Origin of the sequence: Aquimarina hainanensis (genome assembly GCF_042684685.1) — a bacterium.
In the GTDB taxonomy this organism is placed as follows: Bacteria; Bacteroidota; Bacteroidia; order Flavobacteriales; family Flavobacteriaceae; genus Aquimarina; species Aquimarina hainanensis.
This window is the reverse complement of the sequence record NZ_JBHULX010000022.1, coordinates 130,889-151,524: the sequence shown is the minus strand read 5'-3', so window position 1 is coordinate 151,524 and position 20,636 is coordinate 130,889. Positions and strand designations below refer to the sequence as shown.

Sequence of the window (20,636 nt, the reverse complement as noted above, 5' to 3'; positions counted from 1 at the left end):
AAAACAAACAAGATACTATCTGTTTTTTCTTTTGATAAAGTAATTAACACTAATTTATTATTTTCTAACAATCTTTTGCTTTTCCTAAGTGAATCATTGCAAACACGGCATAATTAATCATATCCTGATAATTAGCATCAATCCCTTCACTAACGAGTGTCTTTCCTTTATTATCTTCTATTTGTTTTACTCTTAATAATTTTTGCAAGATCAAATCAGTTAAAGAGCTTACTCGCATATCCCTCCAGGCTTCTCCATAATCATGATTTTTATTCATCATCAGTTCTTTAGTGATCCCTACATGCTTATCATATAACTTTTCTGCTTCGCCTGGTGATAAATCTGGTTGGTCTGCTATTCCTTTTTCTACCTGCACCAATGCCATCACACTATAGTTGATAATTCCGATAAATTCAGAAATTTCTCCTTCATCTACTTTTCTTACAGCATTCTCCTGCAGACTTCTGATGCGCTGTGCCTTGATAAAAATCTGATCTGTCAATGAAGGTAATCGCAGGATTCTCCATGCACTTCCGTAATCTTTCATCTTTTTCACAAACAAATCTCGACATTGATGTATAATCTTGTCGTATTGTATAGATGTATCTTGCATAAAACTATTGAATTTTGTGTAAATTTCGCGCTATTATAGCAATTAAAAAAATCATCATACAAGTTTAATTAATTCTATCGGATTCAAACGCATAACAAGTAACCATGACTATCAACTGCAAAGGCACACTTATCGATCTTTCTTCTCCAAAAGTAATGGGAATCTTAAACCTCACTCCTGATTCTTTCTATGACGGAGGATTTTATAAAAATGAAACACTGATTCTTAAACAAGTAGAAAAATTATTAAACGAAGGAGCTAGTTTTATTGATCTTGGCGCATATTCTTCCAGACCAGATGCTACTCATATATCGATTGAAGAAGAGAAAAAAAGAATACTTCCTATTATCGCATTACTGCTCAAAAAATTTCCTGAAGTACTGTTGTCTATCGATACTTTTAGAAGTGAAATTGCTCGACTAAGTATTGAAGCCGGAGCAGCGATTATTAATGACATTTCAGCTGGAAACCTGGATAATCAAATGTTAAAAACAATAGGAAACCTTCAGGTTCCATATATTATGATGCATATGAAAGGAACTCCTCAAACTATGAAGTCTTTGAATCAATATAATGACATGATCAAGGAAATTCAGTTTTATTTTTCAGAACGTGTTGCTGCTGCCAGAAAAGAAGGTATTCATGATCTTATTATTGATCCCGGGTTTGGATTCGCTAAGAACCCACATCAAAACTTCTCTCTACTCAATCAATTAGAGTTATTACACACACAAGGATTACCTATTCTCGCAGGGGTTTCCAGAAAATCAATGATCTACAAAACACTGAACATATCTCCCAGCGAAGCATTAAACGGAACAACATGTTTGCATACGATCTCCTTATTAAAAGGAGCATCCATTCTGAGGGTACATGATGTAAAAGAAGCTATGGAATGTATTGCCCTGACAAATATGCTCCAGCAAAAAGATTAATACGGTACTAATCAACTGTACACGATTCTTTCATAAATCAATACTACTATATAGATACCTATCTTTATGGCAGGTCGTCTCATGTCCTGAAACAATATACGGTCTAAGAAAGTGTTTTACAATTTCCACAATTGAACGTATTTATGAAGCAACTCCCCTCATACAAGTACATGAGATATATTTCAGGAAATGAATATTAATTTCGAACTCTCTTTCTGAACATTTAAATCTTGACTCATTGAGCAAAAAAATCAAAGAAACCGGGTAATATTCTTCTTATTCCCACACTGTATTGTTAGAACGATAAGCCTCGAAAAAGCATAATCAACTATCATCGTATTAAAATGTATGTTTACACAATACCTATACTCCAATGAATGGATTGATCAGAACACTTATATCACTTCTTCTTTTATCTTTTATTTCAAGCTGCACAAAAACCAATAGTGATCTCACTGATATTAGTTTTTCATACTGCTCTTATTCAGATAATTCAAATCAATATACGATCAAAACTATAGAGAAAATTCCTTTTCATATATCGGAGAAGGTAAATATTCATTTTTTTAAAGGGACAATATGGATAGCCTTAAAAATAACAAATCATAGCCCAAGCAGAAAAACGCTTATTATACATAATAATGACAGAATAAATCGGAATTACAAATTCTATAAACTCGACTCGACGATAAACCAATTGCATTCTTTAAACACTATCAAAGACATCCAATATAACGACGATCGTTTTTTTAATTTTTCGAAACCTAATTTCAGGATTGTTCTGGAACCTCATGAGCAAGGAACTTACTATATACAAACCAGCAATAATGGAAAAGTAGTTCGGGCAACTCCTTACATAACATCCCTACAGGAATTTATCAGGATTATATATTGGGATACTATTGAAAATATTTTCTTCTATGGGATGATGTTCATTATCTTTTGTATTACTATTTTTTACTGGATTATATTGAAAAAAAAGCTCTATTTATTCTATACTTTATACATCCTATTCACCTGTTTTCTTTATATAGGTTTTGACGGTTATTTATACGGTCATGACCTTCCCATCATTATAGTTGAGCATTTAATTTTTGTTTTTTACAAGTGTAGTATTTTTTTTCTCATCATATTTAGTGCCCATTTTTTAGGAATCAAAAAAACATATCCGCAGTTTTATTTATATCTAAAATGCTATACTGTAATCGTGATAACAGGATTGTTAATCTATCAATTACTTTTTTGCTCTACTCAAATAGGAAAAATACATATCGTTGAATATGGATTCGGGGTGGGGTGGTTATTACTACTATTATCAATGATTATTAAAGCTGCACAGAAACAAAAGCAAGAAACAATACAATATGTATTAGCCATGTCATTTGCCTTATTTTTTGTTAGTATCGGAATCCTTAATATCTGCATCGTTTCCGATGTAACAGGCAATACTTTTTTTAAAATTGGAACCACCTTTGAGTTTATAATTTTCACCTATTCCACAGCACATATCTTGGGTAAGAAAAGCAACAAAATAAAGCAGTATATCCGACATCAAAGTATTTTGGAAAACTCCAATATCAAGCTACAATCAAAACTTTATCAGGTCAACAACACCAAAATTAAAAAAAACGATTTTTTGAATATTTTTAAGTTACTCGAGTCTAATCTCACAAATGAAGGAGAATGGGCAAGTTTTAAACAAAAGTTTCAGGAATTAAACCCTCATTTTTTGTCTAATTTATATGAGAAGCATCCAGAATTATCCAAAAATGAAATCAGATTACTCACACTCGTAAAAATAGGGTTTACTCAAAAAGAGATTTCGAATATGTTGTTTATCACAGAGGGAAGTGTAAAAAAAGCAAAGCAACGGGTAAGAAAAAAAATTGCTATTAGCACTAATGTTACCCTATCAAGCTATTTATCGATTTTTTAGCATTCTATCATCACTCCTCCTAAAAAAACCTCTTATTTTTAAAGTATTACCCCTATTGTCCCCTCTTTTGTCTCCCCTGTAAAAAGCATATTTACTCTGCTTTCTTTATAATTTTGATCCCACTGGAATTCTAGTAAAAATATTATCAAACAAAAAACTGATAATCTATTGAGGCAGCCGAAAATCATATAGAGTAGGCATCACCATTTTTTTATAATCAAACAATTCATGAAAAAATTAGATTCGTTTACATCAAAAAAACTCGCCTTAGATATGAATAATATCCAGGGAGGATTATCTTCTGCAGCTGCTGCAAGGCGAAGTAAAAGACATTGGATATCTAGAACGGATGTGGGACATGGACCATCAAATGACTGGGTCGGACACTGCAATAATTTCACCCACCTTAATTGGCTTTCCGGAACCCCTGCTAATCAAGCTCTTCCCGACAATGATCCCTTTGGAAACATATCGTTGGATACTAATTAAGAAAAAGCCTTCCCTGATTTCTTTGATCAGGGAAGGCCTCTAAAATATAGATAACCGATGAAAATAGGAATATTACTAAGTCAACAAGGAGATCCCTGCTGTCAAGAAATATATCAATGGATCATATCTTTTGGGCATACCCCTGTAGCTATCTATGAAAAAGAAATATTAGAAAATGAAGCGCTTTTCCTTCATATATCGACTACTTCATTTGAGTTTCAGATTACAGATCTCCATGGAAATACATTTGATTTTACTGAAATAGATTTCTTTTTTCAAAGGACCTGGTCCTCTGAAAGAATAAAAACAACCAACAATGTGATAATTTCTGAAGAAGACAGTTTTAAATCTATAGAAATAACAGCTATCAGAGATTTTATTTTGAGATGGCTAAAGCAGCAAAAAAAACTCATAGGTTATAGTAGTCATCTTTCCAAAAACAAGCTAAGTCAGTTGTTAGTTGCCAGAAATTCAGGGTTTAAAATACCTCAAACTATCATAACCAAAAAAAAGAAAGACCTTCTATCTATATTTAAGAAAAAACAAATTGTTACCAAATCTATCCAAACAGAGTATATCAGCAAAGAGTCAGATGGGTATCGCACCAATTATTCAACAATTGTAGATATTAACGATCTACCTGAGGAGTTTTTTTCTGCACTTTTTCAATCCAAAATAGAAAAAATATTAGAGTTAAGAATTTTTTATTTTTTGGGGGAATTTTATAGTGTAGCGATGAAACCAAATAGTAATGAGAAAGAAGTAGATATTCGTAAACTTTTGGCTAGCGACAGAACTATCAATTACCCTTATCAGCTACCCAAAAAAATCGAAGACTGCATAACTCTTTTAATGAAAACATTGGAGTTAGACATGGGATCATTAGATGTCATTCTTGATGTCGATCAAAATTACGTATTTCTAGAAGTTAATCCCCATGGACAAATAAGCATGGTTTCACAAGGTTATGGATACCCGCAAGTAGCAGAAAATATCGCAACGGCATTAACAAATAAAAACGGGCATTTCCAAAATGAAAAAATCAACAGTAATCATCGCACAAAACACGTCCGAACCCTTCAAAAAAATAAGAGTTTATGACAGAAGAATTTATCATAAGGGACTAAAAACATCTGCTTTTAGCTCTTCCAGATTTTATAAAAACATATCGCAATATGGTTAGTCAATGTACTCGATTTGCAATTACCGAAGGATTCAGCAGAGAAATACTTATTAATTACGAAAAGGAAATTCAAGCCACTCCAAAAGGTTTTAGTAAATACCTCATAAACAAAGAGAAAGGAAACAAAGAATATGATAAATTCATAAGTGACAATGCTTTATATTCAATTCACCCAAAAGCAAATGGATATGTATGGAATTCATTCAGTTTTATTACAAATCTTATCATTGATATTTCAGTTAATACCATAGATACTCCCATATCCCCAATACTAAACGAATTATTAGTTGAAGCAATTGAAATACGATATCTGATAAGAAGTCAAAAAAAACTGGAACAGTATCTAACTAAAATTTCTGGAGTCAGTTTAAGAACCATTCATATTGTCATTAAGGATATGGAAGTTGATGAAAAATACCTAAGTCGGCTATTCTCGCACCCACTGATTAAAAACATTGCATTACCAATAAGTTTTAAAAAATCTTTAACTTTAGACGTGATACATAAAGATATGAGCCAAGGCATCAGTTTTTATGATCCAGAAGAAAAAAGTCTGATTAATCTACATATCACTCCTAGCTACGAATTAGTATCAGAATCTAAAGAATACCATACTTATTTTAATCGCAAATTATACATCAGCAGTTCATGTCAGGTAAAAAATGCTCCAGAGAGTACCGAAGAATTTGCTGATATTCGATTGATTGACTGTAAAGAATTAAAAACTATAGTACAAAGCATTGCTTTTCAAAAATACTGGAGGGTTACCAAAGATAACTGTGATGTATGCAGTGACTGTGAGTTTAGGAATATTTGTGTAGATCGCAGAATTCCCAAACAAAGAGAAGAACGATGGTATCATGAGAAAGAATGCAACTACAATCCATATATCAATAAATGGAAAGGAGAAACTGGATATGTATCTTTGCAGACAACAGGAATTATCAGTTCTGCCAAAACATTTCGTATTGATTCAGATAATGTAGCATATTTAAATCGAATACTCTGGGAAGAAATATAACGGTTATCATACTATTATGGAAGCCCTCCTTACCTACCTCAACAAAAATAAAGAATACAGTTAAATCCCCCTAACCGACACTTTATACATTATTATTTTGAACATCGTCTTTTATTAGAAGTTTTTGAAATCTAAGTTCCCTAATTTTTCTATTTTTACAAAAAAAGGGGTGCTTTGGATTTAATAAACCTTAGATTTTTAGATGTTTTAGACATTGTACTAGTTGCATTTCTGCTCTACTACGTATACAAACTCGTAAAGGGAACTGCTGCGATCAATATTTTTATAGGAATTGTTATTATTTATCTGGTATGGAAATTAACGCAGTTCCTCGATATGGAAATGTTAAGTAGTGTACTAGGAGAGTTCATTGGTGTAGGAATGTTTGCTCTGATTGTTGTATTTCAGCAAGAGATCCGGAAATTCCTTTTGATGATCGGTTCTACAAATTTCGGTAGAAGGCGAAAGTTTTTAAAACAACTAAAGTTTGTACGGGACAGCTCTGAGGAAATCGATACCGATGTTGCTTCAATTATTAAAGCCTGTAATAATATGGGAGCTTCCTATACCGGGGCGTTAATTATCCTCAAAAGAAACACTTCTCTTGATTTTGTAAAAAGCTCTGGTGATGCAATGGATATACAGGTAAACACTCCGATTATAGAAAGTATATTTTATAAAAACAGCACTCTACACGATGGTGCTATGATCATTGAAGATAATAAAATAGTTGCCACACGAGTTATTTTGCCTGTTACAAATGAACGAGACATCCCTCTTCGTTTTGGTCTCAGACATCGGGCTGCCATTGGGGTGTCTGAAAAAACAGATGCACTGGCATTGGTAGTCAGTGAGGAAACCGGACGAATTTCTTATATTAAAAATGGAAATTTTGTAGCATTTAAAGACATGTCAGAATTATCAAAAAAAATAAAGCAGGATCTTTCATAAATCTCTATTATATAAGTCTCCTCAAACTCATTTCCGAACGAATTTGGTCAATAGTAGCCTGTTTTATTTTCTTTTAATCTTCAATAAACTGGGGTTTATTCTTTGATCCGTTTGAAAAATTCAGAGATATAGGTTTTTCCGATAGATATCGCATGATCTTTAATTAAGATTCTATTTCCTTCCACTTTTTCTATTTTGTTAAAATTCACAATATAAGATCGATGTACCCGGACAAAACCATCAGGCTTTAACTTTTCTTCCCAGTTATTCATACTATCCTGAATCAATATCTTTATTCCATCTCCCACAATAGATACATAATCTACTTCGGCCTTTATATAATCGATATCTGTTTTTCGTATTTTATGAAATGTTTTATCTGCATACACAAAAATCTCCGGGTTTTCCTGAGATCGTTCTTCTGGCGCAATTGCTTTTTGTATTCTGTGCACTGCTTTTAGAAAACGACTATACGAAAAAGGTTTTAGCAAATAATCTTCTACCGCTTCTTCAAAAGCATCTATGGCATAATCCCGATATGCTGTCGTAATAATCACTCTGGGTTTTTCGTCCAGACTTTTTAGAAAGTCAAGTCCATTGATTTCTGGCAACTGCATATCTAAAAATAAAAAATCAGCTTCCTTCATTACTGACAACGGAAGATCTGTTGCTGATTCGTACACCCCGATACATTCTACATACGAAGTCCTCTCTATAAAATTAGTAAGCAACTGCTGTGCTGGCAATTCATCTTCTATTATAATACATTTCATATGTTCACACTGTTATAGCAATACGTATCTCAAATACGTCAAAAAAACTGCTTTTTATACAATCTTAATCTTATTACTTATCCATTAAATCTACAGTTAGCGTTACCTTAAAAATATTATTCTCTGTTGCTATTATCAATTCATGAGCTTCAGGATATAATAAGGTTAATCGTTTTTTTGTATTAGTCAGCCCAATACCACTGCTTTTCCAGATCGTCTCCTGATTATCAGAATATTTTGAATCATATTGATTTTCTACATAGAGATGCAATTTCTTTTCTTTAAGTTTAATATCTATGATCAACGGAATTTTTTTACCTTTTGCTACACTTGAATATTTAAATGCATTCTCTATAAACGGAATGAGAAGTAATGGAGGGATCTTTTGTGAAAGATCATCCGTAGTACTCTTAAAATTAATTTCTATTTTATCTGCTAGTCTTGCTTTTTGCAAAGAGATATAGTCTTCTATAAAAGTAATCTCTTTACTTAATTCCACTCTGTTCTTACCTCCTTCATGCAACATATAATGTAGATTGTCTGACAACTTCAAGATTTTATCCGGCAACCCTTCATCTTTTAGTAAGGCGTTAGAATACAACATATTCAATGTATTGAAAAGAAAGTGAGGATTCACCTGTGCTTTTAAGCCATTAAGTTCCGCATTGATCCGATTTCTTTCGCTTTTCTCTAAAGCTCTTTGATTCATAATATTTTTCTTAAATCCCCAAAATGCTAAAAAGAATATATTTACAAACAGGTATTCTGCCAGTCTGCTAAAAAAGCAAATCCTAATACTACAATACATACATGAGATAACACTCCAATAACAACTAACATACACCATTAGCAACATTAAAATCACCCACACAAGAATAACAAAAGTCCTATTAGAAACTTTTTTAAATATAAAATAAGCCAGGTACACACTCGAACTAATAAATAAAAGCTCAATTCCTTCTTTTTCTACATCAAAATGATAGTGATCCTCCCAACCTTTCTCCATCACTGGATAGAAAAAATAAATCACCCAGAATGCTATATGAAATATAATCTCTAATTCCCTGATATTTTTGTACTTCATAAAATCCATGTCATAAATTTACATCTTTAATCCATTACCCCACTTTCATACTGCTTTTGTTTTTTATTTCTCTTTTTTATATCACCACTTCTGAAATTATAGGTACAAGAAAATGACACTATTCTGGATAAGGGTTTATAATTAGAATTTTCATAAAACCCCGAGCCAAAACTTCTGTTCCTATAACGACGTTGATTAAATACATCATCTAAGGTAACATTCAGATTCATTCGCCCATCTAACATCTTATACCTCACCCCTGCACTTACATAATTCACCTGTCTGGACGTCGAATAGAACCCTTTACTCTCTCCTTGATAATTCCACGTAGCATTTGCCCTAAGTTTTTTTGACAACTTTATCTGATTTCTAAATGTAATATTATAATTCTCTCTATAATCATTAAAGAATTCTTCTGCTACCGTTGCATCATTGCGGCTCTCTTCTCTATTATAATTAAAGCTCAAATCATTATCCAGCCATTTGGTTGGATTAAGTCTCATGCTTAGACTCCCTCCATACCCTTCAGTTTTTCCAATATTATCCACAGTTGTAACAGTCACTCCCTCTTCGTTTAGAAAACGAATGGTCTGTATGAAGTTTTTCTTTAGTCTAAAATACACTGATGGATAGACTTCTATAATCCCTTTTTTAAACTGATATGACAATTCCATATTATCAGAAAATTCAGGTTCCAAATCAGGGTTCCCTACAAAAACTGCATACTGATTCCCCTGGGTTGTAAGTGGGTTTAATTGTCTTAGACCCGGTCTGGATGTTCTCTTGTTATACCCAAAAGCAATCGTGTGGTAATCATTATATGTATAACTCAGATGAAGAGAAGGAAATACATTAAAAAAATTGTTTTTTATTCGGGTGTTTTGCAATACAAAATCTCCAGTATTCTTATAATCTTCTGCCCGCAAACCTCCCTGAATATCAACATTATACAATTTCGTTGTTAAAATTACATAAGCTGCATGTGTTTCCTGATCGTTTATTAATTGATTTACATTTTCTAATACTCCTAATTCATTCTCTTCATCACTTTTACTATCCAGTCGCTGAAACTCCCACAAGTATCCTGCCTCCAACTTTAATTCATCGTTAATCGGTACATTATAATCTCCGGAAACATTCGATATGAACACATTATTTATTATCTGATTATCTGCAATTATTCCTTCTGGGACAATCGTATTCCTCAAGTCATTTTTATTATCAGAAAGTTTTGCATCAATTTCGAAAAAATGTTCTTGATTATTAAAGAAATGTCTATAATTGAATCCGTAATTCAATGTTTTATGAATATGAGGATTCAGAGTTCGTTGAGACGTAACTTCTTCTCCTCTTTCTTCTATAAAATTAGTATTGATATCATGAGAATTATCTGTAAAATCTACCCCTAAAGAAAACTCATTATTTTTATTCGGAAACCAATCAAGTCCTGTATTAAACCGGAAAACATCTCCATTAAAATCAAAATGATTTTTTTGTTCAAAAGGATTTTCTCCTATTCTCTCCCGCAGTCCATCACCTTCAAAAAGCAATTTTCTGTATGAACCTCCTACTTTATAATTCACTTTTTCCTTTCCATACCCTAATGACACTCCCGCATTATAACCGCCTAGTGTATTTCCTCCGATATCAGCATTGAAATTTACTCCTTTTTGAACTTTCTTATTCGTAATGATATTGATAATTCCTGTTAGCCCATTTGCTCTATATTTAGCCGATGGAGAAGTAATCACCTCTACTTTATTTATTTCATTAGCAGGTATCTGCCGTAACAATTCATTAACACTCAACGGAGAAGGTTTCCCATTAACTAGCACATTTACATTCTGACTCCCTCTTAATGAAATATTACCATTCTGATCTGTACTGATATCCGATAATTGTTCCAAAACCTGAGAGGCACTACCTCCTGCTGCCAATATATCTTTCCCTACATTGATAACTTTTTTATCTATCAGTTGCGTCACTGTTGTTTTTTCTCCTACTACCACCACTTCATCTAAGGACGATACTTCTGCTAACAGGGTAATATCTTTCTTTAATGCTCCTTTTACCTCTACATTCAAAGAAAATTTTTGATAGCCCATAAATTCTATTTCGAGCATATATCTTCCCGCTTTAATTTCTAAAAAATAATTTCCATCGTCATCAGTAATTCCTCCTTTTAAGAACGCTCCTGTTTCTTTTTTTAACACAACAGTAGCATAAGGAATTGGAGCCTGTGTTTCACTATCCTTAACAACACCAGAAATACTTTGAGAACAAACAAATTGACTCCACAAAATCGACATAATCAACAATAATAACCGTATCATAACTTATAATCCTTTACGTTTTTGACACGAAAATATGCCATACATACAGCTATGATTAATTATATCTGTGAAAGTAACAATATTGTCTGTGAACGCTTTTTTACACTTATTACACTAAAGTTCTGATGTCGCAAATTGAACTTCGTATAGGTTTCGGTAGTATCCCTTCTCCAAACGCAGTAACTCTGAATGATTTCCTTGTTCTACGATTTCACCCTGATCCATAACGATGATTGTATCTGCATTTTTTATTGTAGCTAGTCGATGTGCAATTACAATAGAAGTTCTTCCTTTAGTTATTTTATCTGTTGCTTCTTGTATTAACTGCTCACTATAGGAGTCCACAGAAGAGGTCGCCTCATCTAATATGAGAATAGATGGATTCGCTACATAAGCTCTCAAAAATGAAATTAATTGTCGTTGTCCGGAAGAAAGCATTGCTCCTCTTTCTTTGACATTATAATCATATCCTCCGGGAAGGCTTTCTATAAACGCATGAATACCTATTTCTTTAGCTGCCTTATAGACTTGTTCTTTTGTTATATCTGGATTATCTAGTGTTATATTATTCATCACCGTATCTGCAAACAGAAACACATCCTGAAGTACAACACCTATGTATTTTCTTATTTTCTTTAGTTCCAGTGTTTTTATATCAACCTGATCGATAGAAATAACCCCGCTATCTATTTCATAGAATCTATTCAACAAATTGATAATGGTTGATTTACCGGCACCTGTTGCTCCTACAATCGCTACAGTTTCACCTGCCTTAACATCAAATGAAATTCCTTTTAGTACTTCTTCATTCGCTACATAGCTAAACCGAACATTAGAAAATTCAATATCGCCTTTTACCGTTTTCAATACTCCTGTTCCTGAATCCTCTATCACTGCATTTGTATCTAATACCCCGAACACTCTTTCCGCTGCCACCATTCCCATCTGTAAGGTATTAAACTTATCAGCTATTTGCCTTAATGGTCTGAAAAGCATTTGAGAGAGTTCTATAAATGCCACGACTACTCCAAGCGTCAATTCTTCTCCATAGGCTGCTTTTAACCCTCCGAACCATACAATTAATCCTATAGTAATTGAACTTGCCATTTCTGCAATAGGAAAAAAGATAGAGTTATACCAAACGGTTTTAATCCATGCTTTTTTATGTTTATCATTAATCTCTTTAAATCTTCTATACTCCGTCTTTTCTCTCACAAAAAGTTGTACGATCTTCATTCCTGAAATTCGCTCCTGCACAAAAGAATTGAGATTAGAAACCTGTGTTCTTACTTCTTCGAAAGCAGCCTTCATCTTTTTCTGAAAAACCCGAGTAGCATACAAGACCAATGGCAATACTACAAAAACCAATAAAGTAAGCTTCCAACTTTTGGAAAGCATAAAACCAATAATCACCAACATCTTCAGAAGGTCACTAATAATTACAAAAAGTCCTTCACTAAAGATACTGGCAATTGTTTCTATATCACTAACTGCTCTTGTAACCAGCCTACCTACTGAAGAGGTATCATAATATTGTTTCTTAAAACGCAACATATGATCGAACAGTCGTACCCGGATATCTCTCACTACCACTTGTCCTAACCAGTTAGCAAAATAGATAAATAACAACTGAAATAACACCTCTAGCAGTAAAACTCCCAAGATGATCGTTATATAATAAACAAGTAACTCCCTATCCTTAGGGATGATCGCCATATCAATTGCCTTTTGCAGAAAATTAGGTCTCAAAACCGCAAATACAGAAAGTAATATCGCTGCTACCCCTACAAAATAAAATGTAATTTTATATGGGTCTGTGTAACCAATCAGCCTTCTAAACAATTTAATATCAAACGCTTTACCCGTTTTTTTCGCCATTCAAATAAATATTTTGAGGATACTTAACTTCAGTAAGAAACAATCCCTGAGCCGGTACAGAATAACCCGCATTACTTCTGTTTTCACTTTCAATTATAACTTCCAAATCACATAGTTCCAGTTTCCCTTCACCTATTTCAATCAGTGTTCCCACAATTGCTCTAACCATATTCCTCAGAAACCGATTCGCACTAATCATAAAAACCATACGATCTCCTTTCGTCTTCCATTCTGCATTTGTTATAGTACAATTATACGTTTTTACATCTGTTTTAGACTTACTAAAACATTTAAAGTTGGTATAGTTTAACAACATTTTGGCAGCCCTGTTCATCTTATCTAAATCCAGTTCCTTTTTCACATAATAACTTGTACCTGTTCCAAAAGGGTCTTTCCTTACATTTACAAAATACTCATAAGACCTGCTCAGAGCATCAAATCTCGCATGCGCATCATCAGTAACTCTATCCACACTATGTATCGCAATATCAACAGGCAACAACGAATTCAACTTATAGGTAAGTAACTCTTCATCTATTGAAGTTATTACATCAAAGTGTGCCATTATTTTTCGGGCATGAACTCCTGCATCCGTTCTACCTGCTCCTACAATCTCTATATGAGTTCTGAGTAAAGTAGAAAGTGCTGTCTCTAAAACTTCCTGTACCGATATGGCATTGGGCTGACGTTGCCATCCATGATAATTTGTCCCTTTATAAGATAACTCTATAAAATATCTCAAAGCATTATAGTATTTTTGCGATAAAACAAGCACAAATATACTTTTTCTAATTGAGTCAAAGATTTTTTTCAATCAGCTTCTCAAACAGAAATAACATATATTCATATCAAACCGCTGTGAAAAAAATATTACTCTTAAGTGACACACATAGTTATATAGACGATCGAATTCTCCATTATGCAAAAGAGGCTGATGAAGTATGGCATGCCGGAGACATTGGCGACCTCAAGGTTACTGACGCAATAGAAGCTATTACTCCCCTCAGAGCTGTATATGGAAATATAGATGACGATACAATCAGACGAACATTTCCTTTAGATCAGCATTTCAACTGTGAAGGCGTATCTGTATGGATTACTCATATTGGAGGATATCCTCCTAAATACAACAAGATGACACGGGATAAAATTCGCCAAAACCCTCCTCACTTATTTATATGTGGTCATTCCCACATATTAAAAGTAATTCCTGACAATAAAATAGGAACCTTACACATGAATCCAGGAGCAGCCGGTAAACACGGATTTCATAAAATGAGAACAATGCTACGCTTCACATTAGATAAAGGCAAAATTGAAAACCTAGAAGTTATTGAACTTGGAAAAAAATAATATAAAAAAAACTCGAAGTTGGCATACTTCGAGTTTTTTAACGCACTAATACTACTAAGATTTTAGGTTCATCGTAATCGATCTACAGATTTTACAAGATGCTCATCCTTTTTGATAGCTTTATTCGCTATCACTAATAAAACGATAGAAATGATAGGAATAAGCATCCCAATACCTTTCTCAGAAACTACAGTTTCTCCAGATACATTTAGAGACCAATAAACGAATAGTCCTAGTAAAATAAAGTTTAATAAGATATTGATACGCCCCAAAACAAATTGAAGCTTTCTATTTTTAAACATAAAGATAGCAATTACCGCTATCAACGCTATTACACTATAAATTCCGAGAAGGAAAGGGCTTTGAATCACATGTAACTCTTGTCCTTCTACTCCAAATCCATATGATAAAAAATTACTCACCCCTGCTGACAAAATCGCAACAAACAGTAAATAAACACTTTGAACTCTTTGAATCATTAATATAATGTAATTACGTAAAATGCAAAAATAAGAGTTTCTTTTTATAAATATGTTTAAATTATTAAAAATAAAGTCGTATAATTGCACCACAAATCGTAACACCTTAGAACAAGGTCATTTATCTTCTAAATAAAATTTTCCCGTAAATTCTTCTTTAGAAAGTTTAAAATTCATTACCAAAAAAAAAGCGTAACTATTTTTATAAGTTTATAATGTTAGAAATTTCTGAATTAAAAGCAAAAAAGCTTCCTGATTTGCAGGAAATTGCAAAAAACCTCAATGTCCCCAAATTTCGCACATTGAAAAAACTAGACTTAGTTTATCAAATACTTGACCATCAAGCAGCAAACCCAGAAAAAATAAAATCTGCTACCCTTCCTAAAAAAGAAGAATCCTCTTCTAAAGCAGAAGCTAAGCCTACTGAAAAACCTGCTAGACCAAGAAGAACACGAACAAAAAAGACCGAGGACACAGCTGTCAATAAAACCAACAAACCTGTTTCTCAAAAAAACACAGAAACAGCCCCTGTTCAAAACAAAGAAGAAAAAGCTCCTGTTAAAAAGGACAATAAAAAACCTACTTCTTCCAAGGAAACCAAAAGAACTCCAACAAATAAAGAGGAGAAAAAAAATACACCCTCTCACAATAAAGAGGAGAAAAAAGACAACAATCGCCCAAAAAATAATAACAATAATGGCGATAAGCAGCAAAATAAGAACAGGAATAACAACCACAACAACAAGAAAGAAAACGGAAATCACGATAACAGGAACAGATACAAAGAACCTGATTTCGAATTTGATGCAATCATAACCAGTGAAGGTGTTTTAGACATCATGCAAGATGGATATGGTTTTTTAAGATCAAGTGATTACAATTACCTTTCTTCTCCTGATGACATCTACGTATCACAATCTCAGATTCGACTTTTCGGTCTAAAAACAGGAGACACTGTATTAGGACAAGTACGCCCTCCCAAAGAAGGTGAAAAATACTTTCCTTTAATTAAAGTAAACAAAATAAACGGACTAGATCCTCAGGTAGTAAGAGACCGTGTTTCTTTCGAGCATCTAACTCCTCTTTTTCCTCAGGAAAAATTTAATATTGCAGAAAAACAAAGCACAATTTCCACCAGAATCATGGATCTTTTTGCTCCTATTGGAAAAGGTCAAAGAGGAATGATTGTATCTCAACCAAAAACTGGTAAAACAATGCTTCTTAAAGACGTAGCCAATGCAATTGCTGCAAATCACCCAGAAGTATACCAAATGATTCTTCTGATAGATGAAAGACCAGAAGAGGTTACAGATATGCAGCGAAATGTAAAAGGAGAAGTGATTGCCTCTACATTTGACAAAGAAGCTATTGAACACGTAAAAGTAGCAAACATTGTATTAGAAAAAGCAAAACGATTAGTAGAGTGTGGTCATGATGTGGTTATCCTATTAGACTCTATCACACGATTAGCCAGAGCATACAACACCGTACAACCACCAAGTGGTAAAATATTAAGTGGTGGGGTTGACGCCAATGCTCTACACAAACCAAAAAGGTTCTTTGGTGCCGCTCGTAATATAGAAGGAGGAGGATCTCTTTCGATTATTGCCACAGCACTAACAGAAACAGGATCTAAAATGGACGAAGTTATCTTTGAAGAATTCAAAGGTACCGGTAACATGGAACTTCAATTAGATAGACGTATTGCTAACAGAAGAATATTCCCTGCTATTGATCTTATCTCTAGTAGCACAAGAAGAGATGATATTCTACTTGACGACACCACTATTCAAAGAATGTGGATCATGAGAAAGTACTTAGCAGACATGAACCCTGTAGAAGCTATGGAGTTCATTAACGATCGTTTCAAACAAACCAGAAATAATGACGAATTCCTCATATCAATGAATGGTTAAAAAGTCTAAATAACAATATTTTAAAGCGATCATCTTTTCGGTGATCGCTTTTTTTATTTCTTTAAAAGAAAGTTTTCAGCAACAAACAAGACTAAGATTAACAAACTCTAAAAAAACATATCATGAAATTTCAGTTATACCTTATATATGTATATACTATATTAATAGTAAGCTGCAAAGGAAACAGCCAAGACAAAACTCCTCCAGCTCCCCAAAAAGAAATTCAACCAAAAGAAGTTATCAGTAAAGACGGCTTTAAAAGAGCCTATTTCGCAAGTGGTTGTTTCTGGTGTGTAGAAGCAATCTATGAAAACACTAAAGGCGTTAAAGAAGCCATTTCGGGCTACTCTGGAGGGCACACAAAAAACCCTACTTACGAATCAAGCAACACAGGACGTACGGGGCACGCCGAAGCTGTCGAAGTCATATACAACCCTAAAATCATTTCTTTTGAAAAATTAATTGATATTTATTTTGCCACACAAAACCCAACACAAGTAAACGGACAAGGTCCCGATCACGGCTCTCAATACAGATCAATTATTTTTTACCAAAACAAAGAACAAAAAGATATTATAGACCAAAAGAAAACAGCATTATCAAAAAAAATAAATCGTAAAATAGCTGCAGAAATCCTTCCTTTTCAAAAATTTTGGATCGCTGAAGACTATCACCAAGATTACGAAAAAAAACATCCTTACAATAGATATATACTGAATGTTTCTGTCCCAAGATTAAAGAAATTACAAAATAAATTTCCTGATTTAGTAAAGAAAAGACATTAAAAAAAAAGCTGAAATTTTACGTTTTGCAAAAAGTTCAAAAACATGAAACAGAACCGACAACCTTGCAATATTTTCTGTTAAAAATCCGATGTAATACAACAAAACATCGTCAAAAAACACAAAAATAGGCTTACAAAAAATAAGTTTTAACTAAAATAAAGTGCAACTTCTTTGGCTTTTTAATATTTATTTGATACATTTGTTAGTGTGTTAATAGATTTCTTTTCAGAACTTTGACTTAAAAAGTTAAAGTTTTACTTGAATTATTTATCACAAACACCTTATAATCAACAAGTTATATTTTGACGGTTATAAGTGTTAAAAATTAAAATTTAGAACTAAAATTAAGAATAGATAGAAAATAAATACTCAGAAAAGCCCAATCTACTAAGTATTTTATTGAATTTTTGAAACCCGTAAATACAGAAGTTATGAAATCATTTTTTACATTTATCTTACTCGCGGTGATAACTTTTCCTACCGTAACTAATGCACAGATGTCTGAACGATATCTAATGTCTGCAGCAAAATTACAAGTTCATAGTGGACCTGGTCGTAACTATAACATAATTGCAGAAGTTCCTCAAGGAACACAAGTATATGTAATCAGCTCTGAATATGGAGACTGGAGTACTGTACAACACAAAAATATTAACGGATTTGTCTTAACGAAATTACTTACAGAAGACAGCCGTATTGCAGAAGCAGAAAGAGCTGCCAAGGAAGCTGAAGCTAAAAAGAGAGCTGCTCAAGCTGCTGTAGCAAAAGCAATTGCAGATGCAGAAGCTGCAAAAAAGGCTGCTGAAGAAGCTGCCAGAAGAGCTATTGCAGATGCTGAGCGCTTAAAAAGAGCTGCAGAAGCAAATGCTGCCTTAGCTATCGCTGATGCTGAAGCTGCAAAAAGAAATAAAATGACTGCTGCCGAAAGAGCCAGAGCAGAAGCTGAAGAAACAAGAAGAGCTGTTGAAAAAGCAAATCAAAGAGCACTTAATAGCGATGTAGCTTCTACTCCTATTGAGTCTACTACTCCTTCTTACGGATCTAACAGAAACAGAGCTACATCTGCCCCTATAGCAGTAAGCAAAGAAAATAAGTTTGTAGGATGGAAGAAGAAAACATATAAATCTGGAGCAACTCCTAAATCATTTGAGAAATTCAAACCTTCTTTTAACTACAAATTAGATAACTATCTAAAAATAAATGTAGGTAAAAACACAGATGTAGTTATCAAGTTATACAAAATGGGTAAAACTGAAAAAGATGACAAATGTATCCGTGTTACATATATCAAAAACAGTTCTACTCAGTACATAAGAAACATCCCTGAAGGAGAGTACTATGTAAAAATTGCTTATGGTAAAGAGTGGATGGAAACGGTTAAAGGAGGAAAGCCATATGGACAATTTACTCAAAATGCTCTTTATGAAAAAGGTGAAGACATCTTAAACTTTAACCCTATTAAAACTGACAAAGGGATCAATGTTCCTTCTTACACACTATCTTTAGATCTATTATCTAATGGAACTCTAGGATATGGAGATGGTAAAGGAGATGACAACATTACTCCTGATAGTTTTAACGACTTTTAAGAGTCTCCTCTCAATAAAAAACATAGATTTCATAACATAATAAAAAGAGCACTGCTTTGCAGTGCTCTTTTTATTTAACACAATTTTCTTCCCCCTTCCTCTATTCACGAACAACCTTTCCTATAAAACATTCTCTTCTTTCACCTAATAATACCAAACCCAAACAATGTTTAGCTTTTCTACAAAACAATAAAGTTTTCAGAAAGTTCCTCTTATCAAAGAGAGATATTTTTTATTCAAAATACTCTTATACACACAAAATCAGCACTACTCTATACACTCTAAACAAATATTTCGTATTAAAAAACCTCTGATATAATATTCATATCAGAGGTTTTAATATCGTTAACTATCCTGTAAAGAACTATCTACTTTATAGACTACAATTTATTTCTTTTTACCATTTGCCTCATGTCTCTCCCTAGCCAATAATGTATTTTTTAACAGCATCGCAATAGTCATTGGTCCTACTCCTCCTGGTACAGGTGTAATATGAGATACTTTCTTACTCACATTTTCATAATCAACATCTCCCACAATTCTATATCCTTTTTCTGTAGATTCATCAGGCACTCTTGTAATTCCAACATCAATTACTACTGCATCATCTTTCACCATTTCCGCTTTTAAGAAATTAGGCACTCCTAAGGCCGAAATAACAATATCTGCCTGAGATATAATCTGAGTAATGTTTTTGGTATGACTATGCGTTAAAGTCACTGTGGAGTTTCCTGGCCACCCTCTTCTCCCCATCAAAATACTCATAGGACGCCCTACAATATGACTTCTCCCTATCACTACAGTATGTTTTCCTTTTGTATCAACTTCATAACGCTCTAAAAGCTCTAATATCCCAAAAGGAGTTGCTGGAATAAAACTAGACATATCCAATGCCATTTTACCAAAATTCGTTGGGTGAAAACCATCCACATCTTTATCAGGATCTATAGCTAAAAGTACTTTTTGAGTATTAATCTGCGGTGGTAATGGCAATTGAACAATAAATCCATCAATATTATCATCTTCATTCAATTCGGCAATCTTAGACAGCAATTCTATTTCACTAGTTGTACTAGGCATTTTCACCAAAGTAGATTCAAACCCCACACGCTCACATGCCCGCACTTTACTCCCGACATATGTAAGACTTGCCCCGTCATTACCAACTATAACAGCTGCTAAATGAGGTACTTTTTCTCCTCTTTTTTTTATTTTCTTTACTTCAGCTGCAATTTCGTCTTTGATGTCATTACTGACTTTTTTTCCATCCAGGATTTCCATAAACCTACTTTATTCTAAAAAAATTATGTGTTGAATC

18 protein-coding genes are annotated in these 20,636 nt (G+C 33.4%); 10 read left to right on the top strand and 8 right to left on the bottom strand.

Going from position 1 to position 20,636, the window contains the following annotated elements; genetic code table 11:
- Nucleotides 1-64: 64 nt before the first annotated feature.
- Nucleotides 65-613, bottom strand: coding sequence for a DUF1599 domain-containing protein (locus ACFSTE_RS12810; protein ID WP_176027199.1), 549 nt, complete (start codon nt 611-613; stop codon nt 65-67).
- A gap of 104 nt (nt 614-717) precedes the next feature.
- On the opposite strand from ACFSTE_RS12810, the gene folP reads away from it, so the two are divergent.
- The 6 genes from folP (at nt 718) to ACFSTE_RS12780 (ending at nt 7,128) form a co-directional block, all read left to right on the top strand.
- The gene (gene folP, locus ACFSTE_RS12805) at nt 718-1,548 is read left to right on the top strand and encodes a dihydropteroate synthase (RefSeq protein WP_176027200.1); all 831 of its coding nucleotides are present in this window, start codon (nt 718-720) and stop codon (nt 1,546-1,548) included.
- A gap of 373 nt (nt 1,549-1,921) precedes the next feature.
- Nucleotides 1,922-3,484, top strand: coding sequence for a 7TM diverse intracellular signaling domain-containing protein (locus ACFSTE_RS12800; protein ID WP_378253420.1), 1,563 nt, complete (start codon nt 1,922-1,924; stop codon nt 3,482-3,484).
- A 228-nt stretch (nt 3,485-3,712) separates the two neighbouring features.
- Nucleotides 3,713-3,973 (top strand): hypothetical protein, encoded by a 261-nt coding sequence (locus tag ACFSTE_RS12795; RefSeq protein WP_378298170.1) that lies wholly within the window; start codon nt 3,713-3,715, stop codon nt 3,971-3,973.
- A 57-nt stretch (nt 3,974-4,030) separates the two neighbouring features.
- Nucleotides 4,031-5,074 carry a hypothetical protein gene (locus ACFSTE_RS12790; protein ID WP_378253416.1) on the top strand — a complete coding sequence of 348 codons (1,044 nt, stop codon included), beginning with the start codon at nt 4,031-4,033 and terminating at the stop codon, nt 5,072-5,074.
- Between the two features lie 74 nt (nt 5,075-5,148).
- Nucleotides 5,149-6,177, top strand: coding sequence for a hypothetical protein (locus ACFSTE_RS12785; protein WP_176027204.1), 1,029 nt, complete (start codon nt 5,149-5,151; stop codon nt 6,175-6,177).
- Nucleotides 6,178-6,351: 174 nt separating this feature from the next.
- Complete coding sequence (locus ACFSTE_RS12780; RefSeq protein ID WP_378253414.1) at nt 6,352-7,128, top strand: diadenylate cyclase; 777 nt, start codon at nt 6,352-6,354, stop codon at nt 7,126-7,128.
- Between the two features lie 95 nt (nt 7,129-7,223).
- Here the strand turns inward: ACFSTE_RS12780 and ACFSTE_RS12775 are convergent, their stop codons facing one another.
- The 5 genes from ACFSTE_RS12775 to truA all read right to left on the bottom strand — a co-directional run bounded on the left by ACFSTE_RS12775 (nt 7,224) and on the right by truA (nt 13,938).
- Nucleotides 7,224-7,901, bottom strand: coding sequence for a LytR/AlgR family response regulator transcription factor (locus ACFSTE_RS12775; protein ID WP_176027206.1), 678 nt, complete (start codon nt 7,899-7,901; stop codon nt 7,224-7,226).
- Nucleotides 7,902-7,974: 73 nt separating this feature from the next.
- Nucleotides 7,975-8,985 carry a sensor histidine kinase gene (locus ACFSTE_RS12770; RefSeq protein WP_378253412.1) on the bottom strand — a complete coding sequence of 337 codons (1,011 nt, stop codon included), beginning with the start codon at nt 8,983-8,985 and terminating at the stop codon, nt 7,975-7,977.
- A 26-nt stretch (nt 8,986-9,011) separates the two neighbouring features.
- Nucleotides 9,012-11,318 (bottom strand): TonB-dependent receptor domain-containing protein, encoded by a 2,307-nt coding sequence (locus tag ACFSTE_RS12765; RefSeq protein ID WP_378253410.1) that lies wholly within the window; start codon nt 11,316-11,318, stop codon nt 9,012-9,014.
- Between the two features lie 114 nt (nt 11,319-11,432).
- On the bottom strand, nt 11,433-13,196 hold the full coding sequence (locus tag ACFSTE_RS12760; RefSeq protein WP_378253408.1) for an ABC transporter ATP-binding protein: 1,764 nt from the start codon (nt 13,194-13,196) through the stop codon (nt 11,433-11,435).
- Nucleotides 13,177-13,938 carry a tRNA pseudouridine(38-40) synthase TruA gene (gene truA, locus ACFSTE_RS12755; RefSeq protein ID WP_176027210.1) on the bottom strand — a complete coding sequence of 254 codons (762 nt, stop codon included), beginning with the start codon at nt 13,936-13,938 and terminating at the stop codon, nt 13,177-13,179. Before truA ends, ACFSTE_RS12760 begins: the two co-directional genes overlap by 20 nt.
- A gap of 116 nt (nt 13,939-14,054) precedes the next feature.
- Between truA and ACFSTE_RS12750 the strand changes: the two genes are divergently transcribed.
- Entirely contained in the window at nt 14,055-14,549 is a 495-nt protein-coding gene (locus ACFSTE_RS12750; RefSeq protein ID WP_176027211.1) for a metallophosphoesterase family protein, read from the top strand.
- A 68-nt stretch (nt 14,550-14,617) separates the two neighbouring features.
- On the opposite strand, the gene ACFSTE_RS12745 is transcribed toward ACFSTE_RS12750, so the two are convergent.
- Nucleotides 14,618-15,028 (bottom strand): DUF4293 domain-containing protein, encoded by a 411-nt coding sequence (locus ACFSTE_RS12745; protein ID WP_176027212.1) that lies wholly within the window; start codon nt 15,026-15,028, stop codon nt 14,618-14,620.
- Nucleotides 15,029-15,243: 215 nt separating this feature from the next.
- Between ACFSTE_RS12745 and rho the strand changes: the two genes are divergently transcribed.
- The 3 genes from rho (at nt 15,244) to ACFSTE_RS12730 (ending at nt 19,318) form a co-directional block, all read left to right on the top strand.
- Nucleotides 15,244-16,944 carry a transcription termination factor Rho gene (gene rho / locus ACFSTE_RS12740; protein ID WP_176027213.1) on the top strand — a complete coding sequence of 567 codons (1,701 nt, stop codon included), beginning with the start codon at nt 15,244-15,246 and terminating at the stop codon, nt 16,942-16,944.
- Nucleotides 16,945-17,066: 122 nt separating this feature from the next.
- Nucleotides 17,067-17,729 carry a peptide-methionine (S)-S-oxide reductase MsrA gene (msrA, locus tag ACFSTE_RS12735; protein ID WP_378253404.1) on the top strand — a complete coding sequence of 221 codons (663 nt, stop codon included), beginning with the start codon at nt 17,067-17,069 and terminating at the stop codon, nt 17,727-17,729.
- Nucleotides 17,730-18,160: 431 nt separating this feature from the next.
- On the top strand, nt 18,161-19,318 hold the full coding sequence (locus tag ACFSTE_RS12730; protein ID WP_176027215.1) for an SH3 domain-containing protein: 1,158 nt from the start codon (nt 18,161-18,163) through the stop codon (nt 19,316-19,318).
- 387 nt (nt 19,319-19,705) lie between these two features.
- Here ACFSTE_RS12730 and ACFSTE_RS12725 read toward each other — a convergent pair whose 3' ends face one another.
- A complete protein-coding gene (locus ACFSTE_RS12725; RefSeq protein WP_176027216.1) occupies nt 19,706-20,599 on the bottom strand; it encodes a bifunctional 5,10-methylenetetrahydrofolate dehydrogenase/5,10-methenyltetrahydrofolate cyclohydrolase in 894 nt (297 codons plus the stop codon).
- Nucleotides 20,600-20,636 lie beyond the last annotated feature (37 nt).

Excerpts from the sequence above, each read along its gene's own strand:
- ACFSTE_RS12810 (WP_176027199.1), bottom strand. The coding sequence starts at position 613 with ATGCAAGATACATCTATACAATACGACAAGATTATACATCAATGTCGA.
- folP (WP_176027200.1), top strand. The coding sequence starts at position 718 with ATGACTATCAACTGCAAAGGCACACTTATCGATCTTTCTTCTCCAAAA.
- ACFSTE_RS12800 (WP_378253420.1), top strand. The coding sequence starts at position 1,922 with ATGAATGGATTGATCAGAACACTTATATCACTTCTTCTTTTATCTTTT.
- ACFSTE_RS12795 (WP_378298170.1), top strand. The coding sequence starts at position 3,713 with ATGAAAAAATTAGATTCGTTTACATCAAAAAAACTCGCCTTAGATATG.
- ACFSTE_RS12790 (WP_378253416.1), top strand. The coding sequence starts at position 4,031 with ATGAAAATAGGAATATTACTAAGTCAACAAGGAGATCCCTGCTGTCAA.
- ACFSTE_RS12785 (WP_176027204.1), top strand. The coding sequence starts at position 5,149 with ATGGTTAGTCAATGTACTCGATTTGCAATTACCGAAGGATTCAGCAGA.
- ACFSTE_RS12775 (WP_176027206.1), bottom strand. The coding sequence starts at position 7,901 with ATGAAATGTATTATAATAGAAGATGAATTGCCAGCACAGCAGTTGCTT.
- ACFSTE_RS12770 (WP_378253412.1), bottom strand. The coding sequence starts at position 8,985 with ATGAAGTACAAAAATATCAGGGAATTAGAGATTATATTTCATATAGCA.
- ACFSTE_RS12765 (WP_378253410.1), bottom strand. The coding sequence starts at position 11,318 with ATGATACGGTTATTATTGTTGATTATGTCGATTTTGTGGAGTCAATTT.
- ACFSTE_RS12760 (WP_378253408.1), bottom strand. The coding sequence starts at position 13,196 with ATGGCGAAAAAAACGGGTAAAGCGTTTGATATTAAATTGTTTAGAAGG.
- ACFSTE_RS12745 (WP_176027212.1), bottom strand. The coding sequence starts at position 15,028 with ATGATTCAAAGAGTTCAAAGTGTTTATTTACTGTTTGTTGCGATTTTG.
- rho (WP_176027213.1), top strand. The coding sequence starts at position 15,244 with ATGTTAGAAATTTCTGAATTAAAAGCAAAAAAGCTTCCTGATTTGCAG.
- msrA (WP_378253404.1), top strand. The coding sequence starts at position 17,067 with ATGAAATTTCAGTTATACCTTATATATGTATATACTATATTAATAGTA.
- ACFSTE_RS12730 (WP_176027215.1), top strand. The coding sequence starts at position 18,161 with ATGAAATCATTTTTTACATTTATCTTACTCGCGGTGATAACTTTTCCT.
- ACFSTE_RS12725 (WP_176027216.1), bottom strand. The coding sequence starts at position 20,599 with ATGGAAATCCTGGATGGAAAAAAAGTCAGTAATGACATCAAAGACGAA.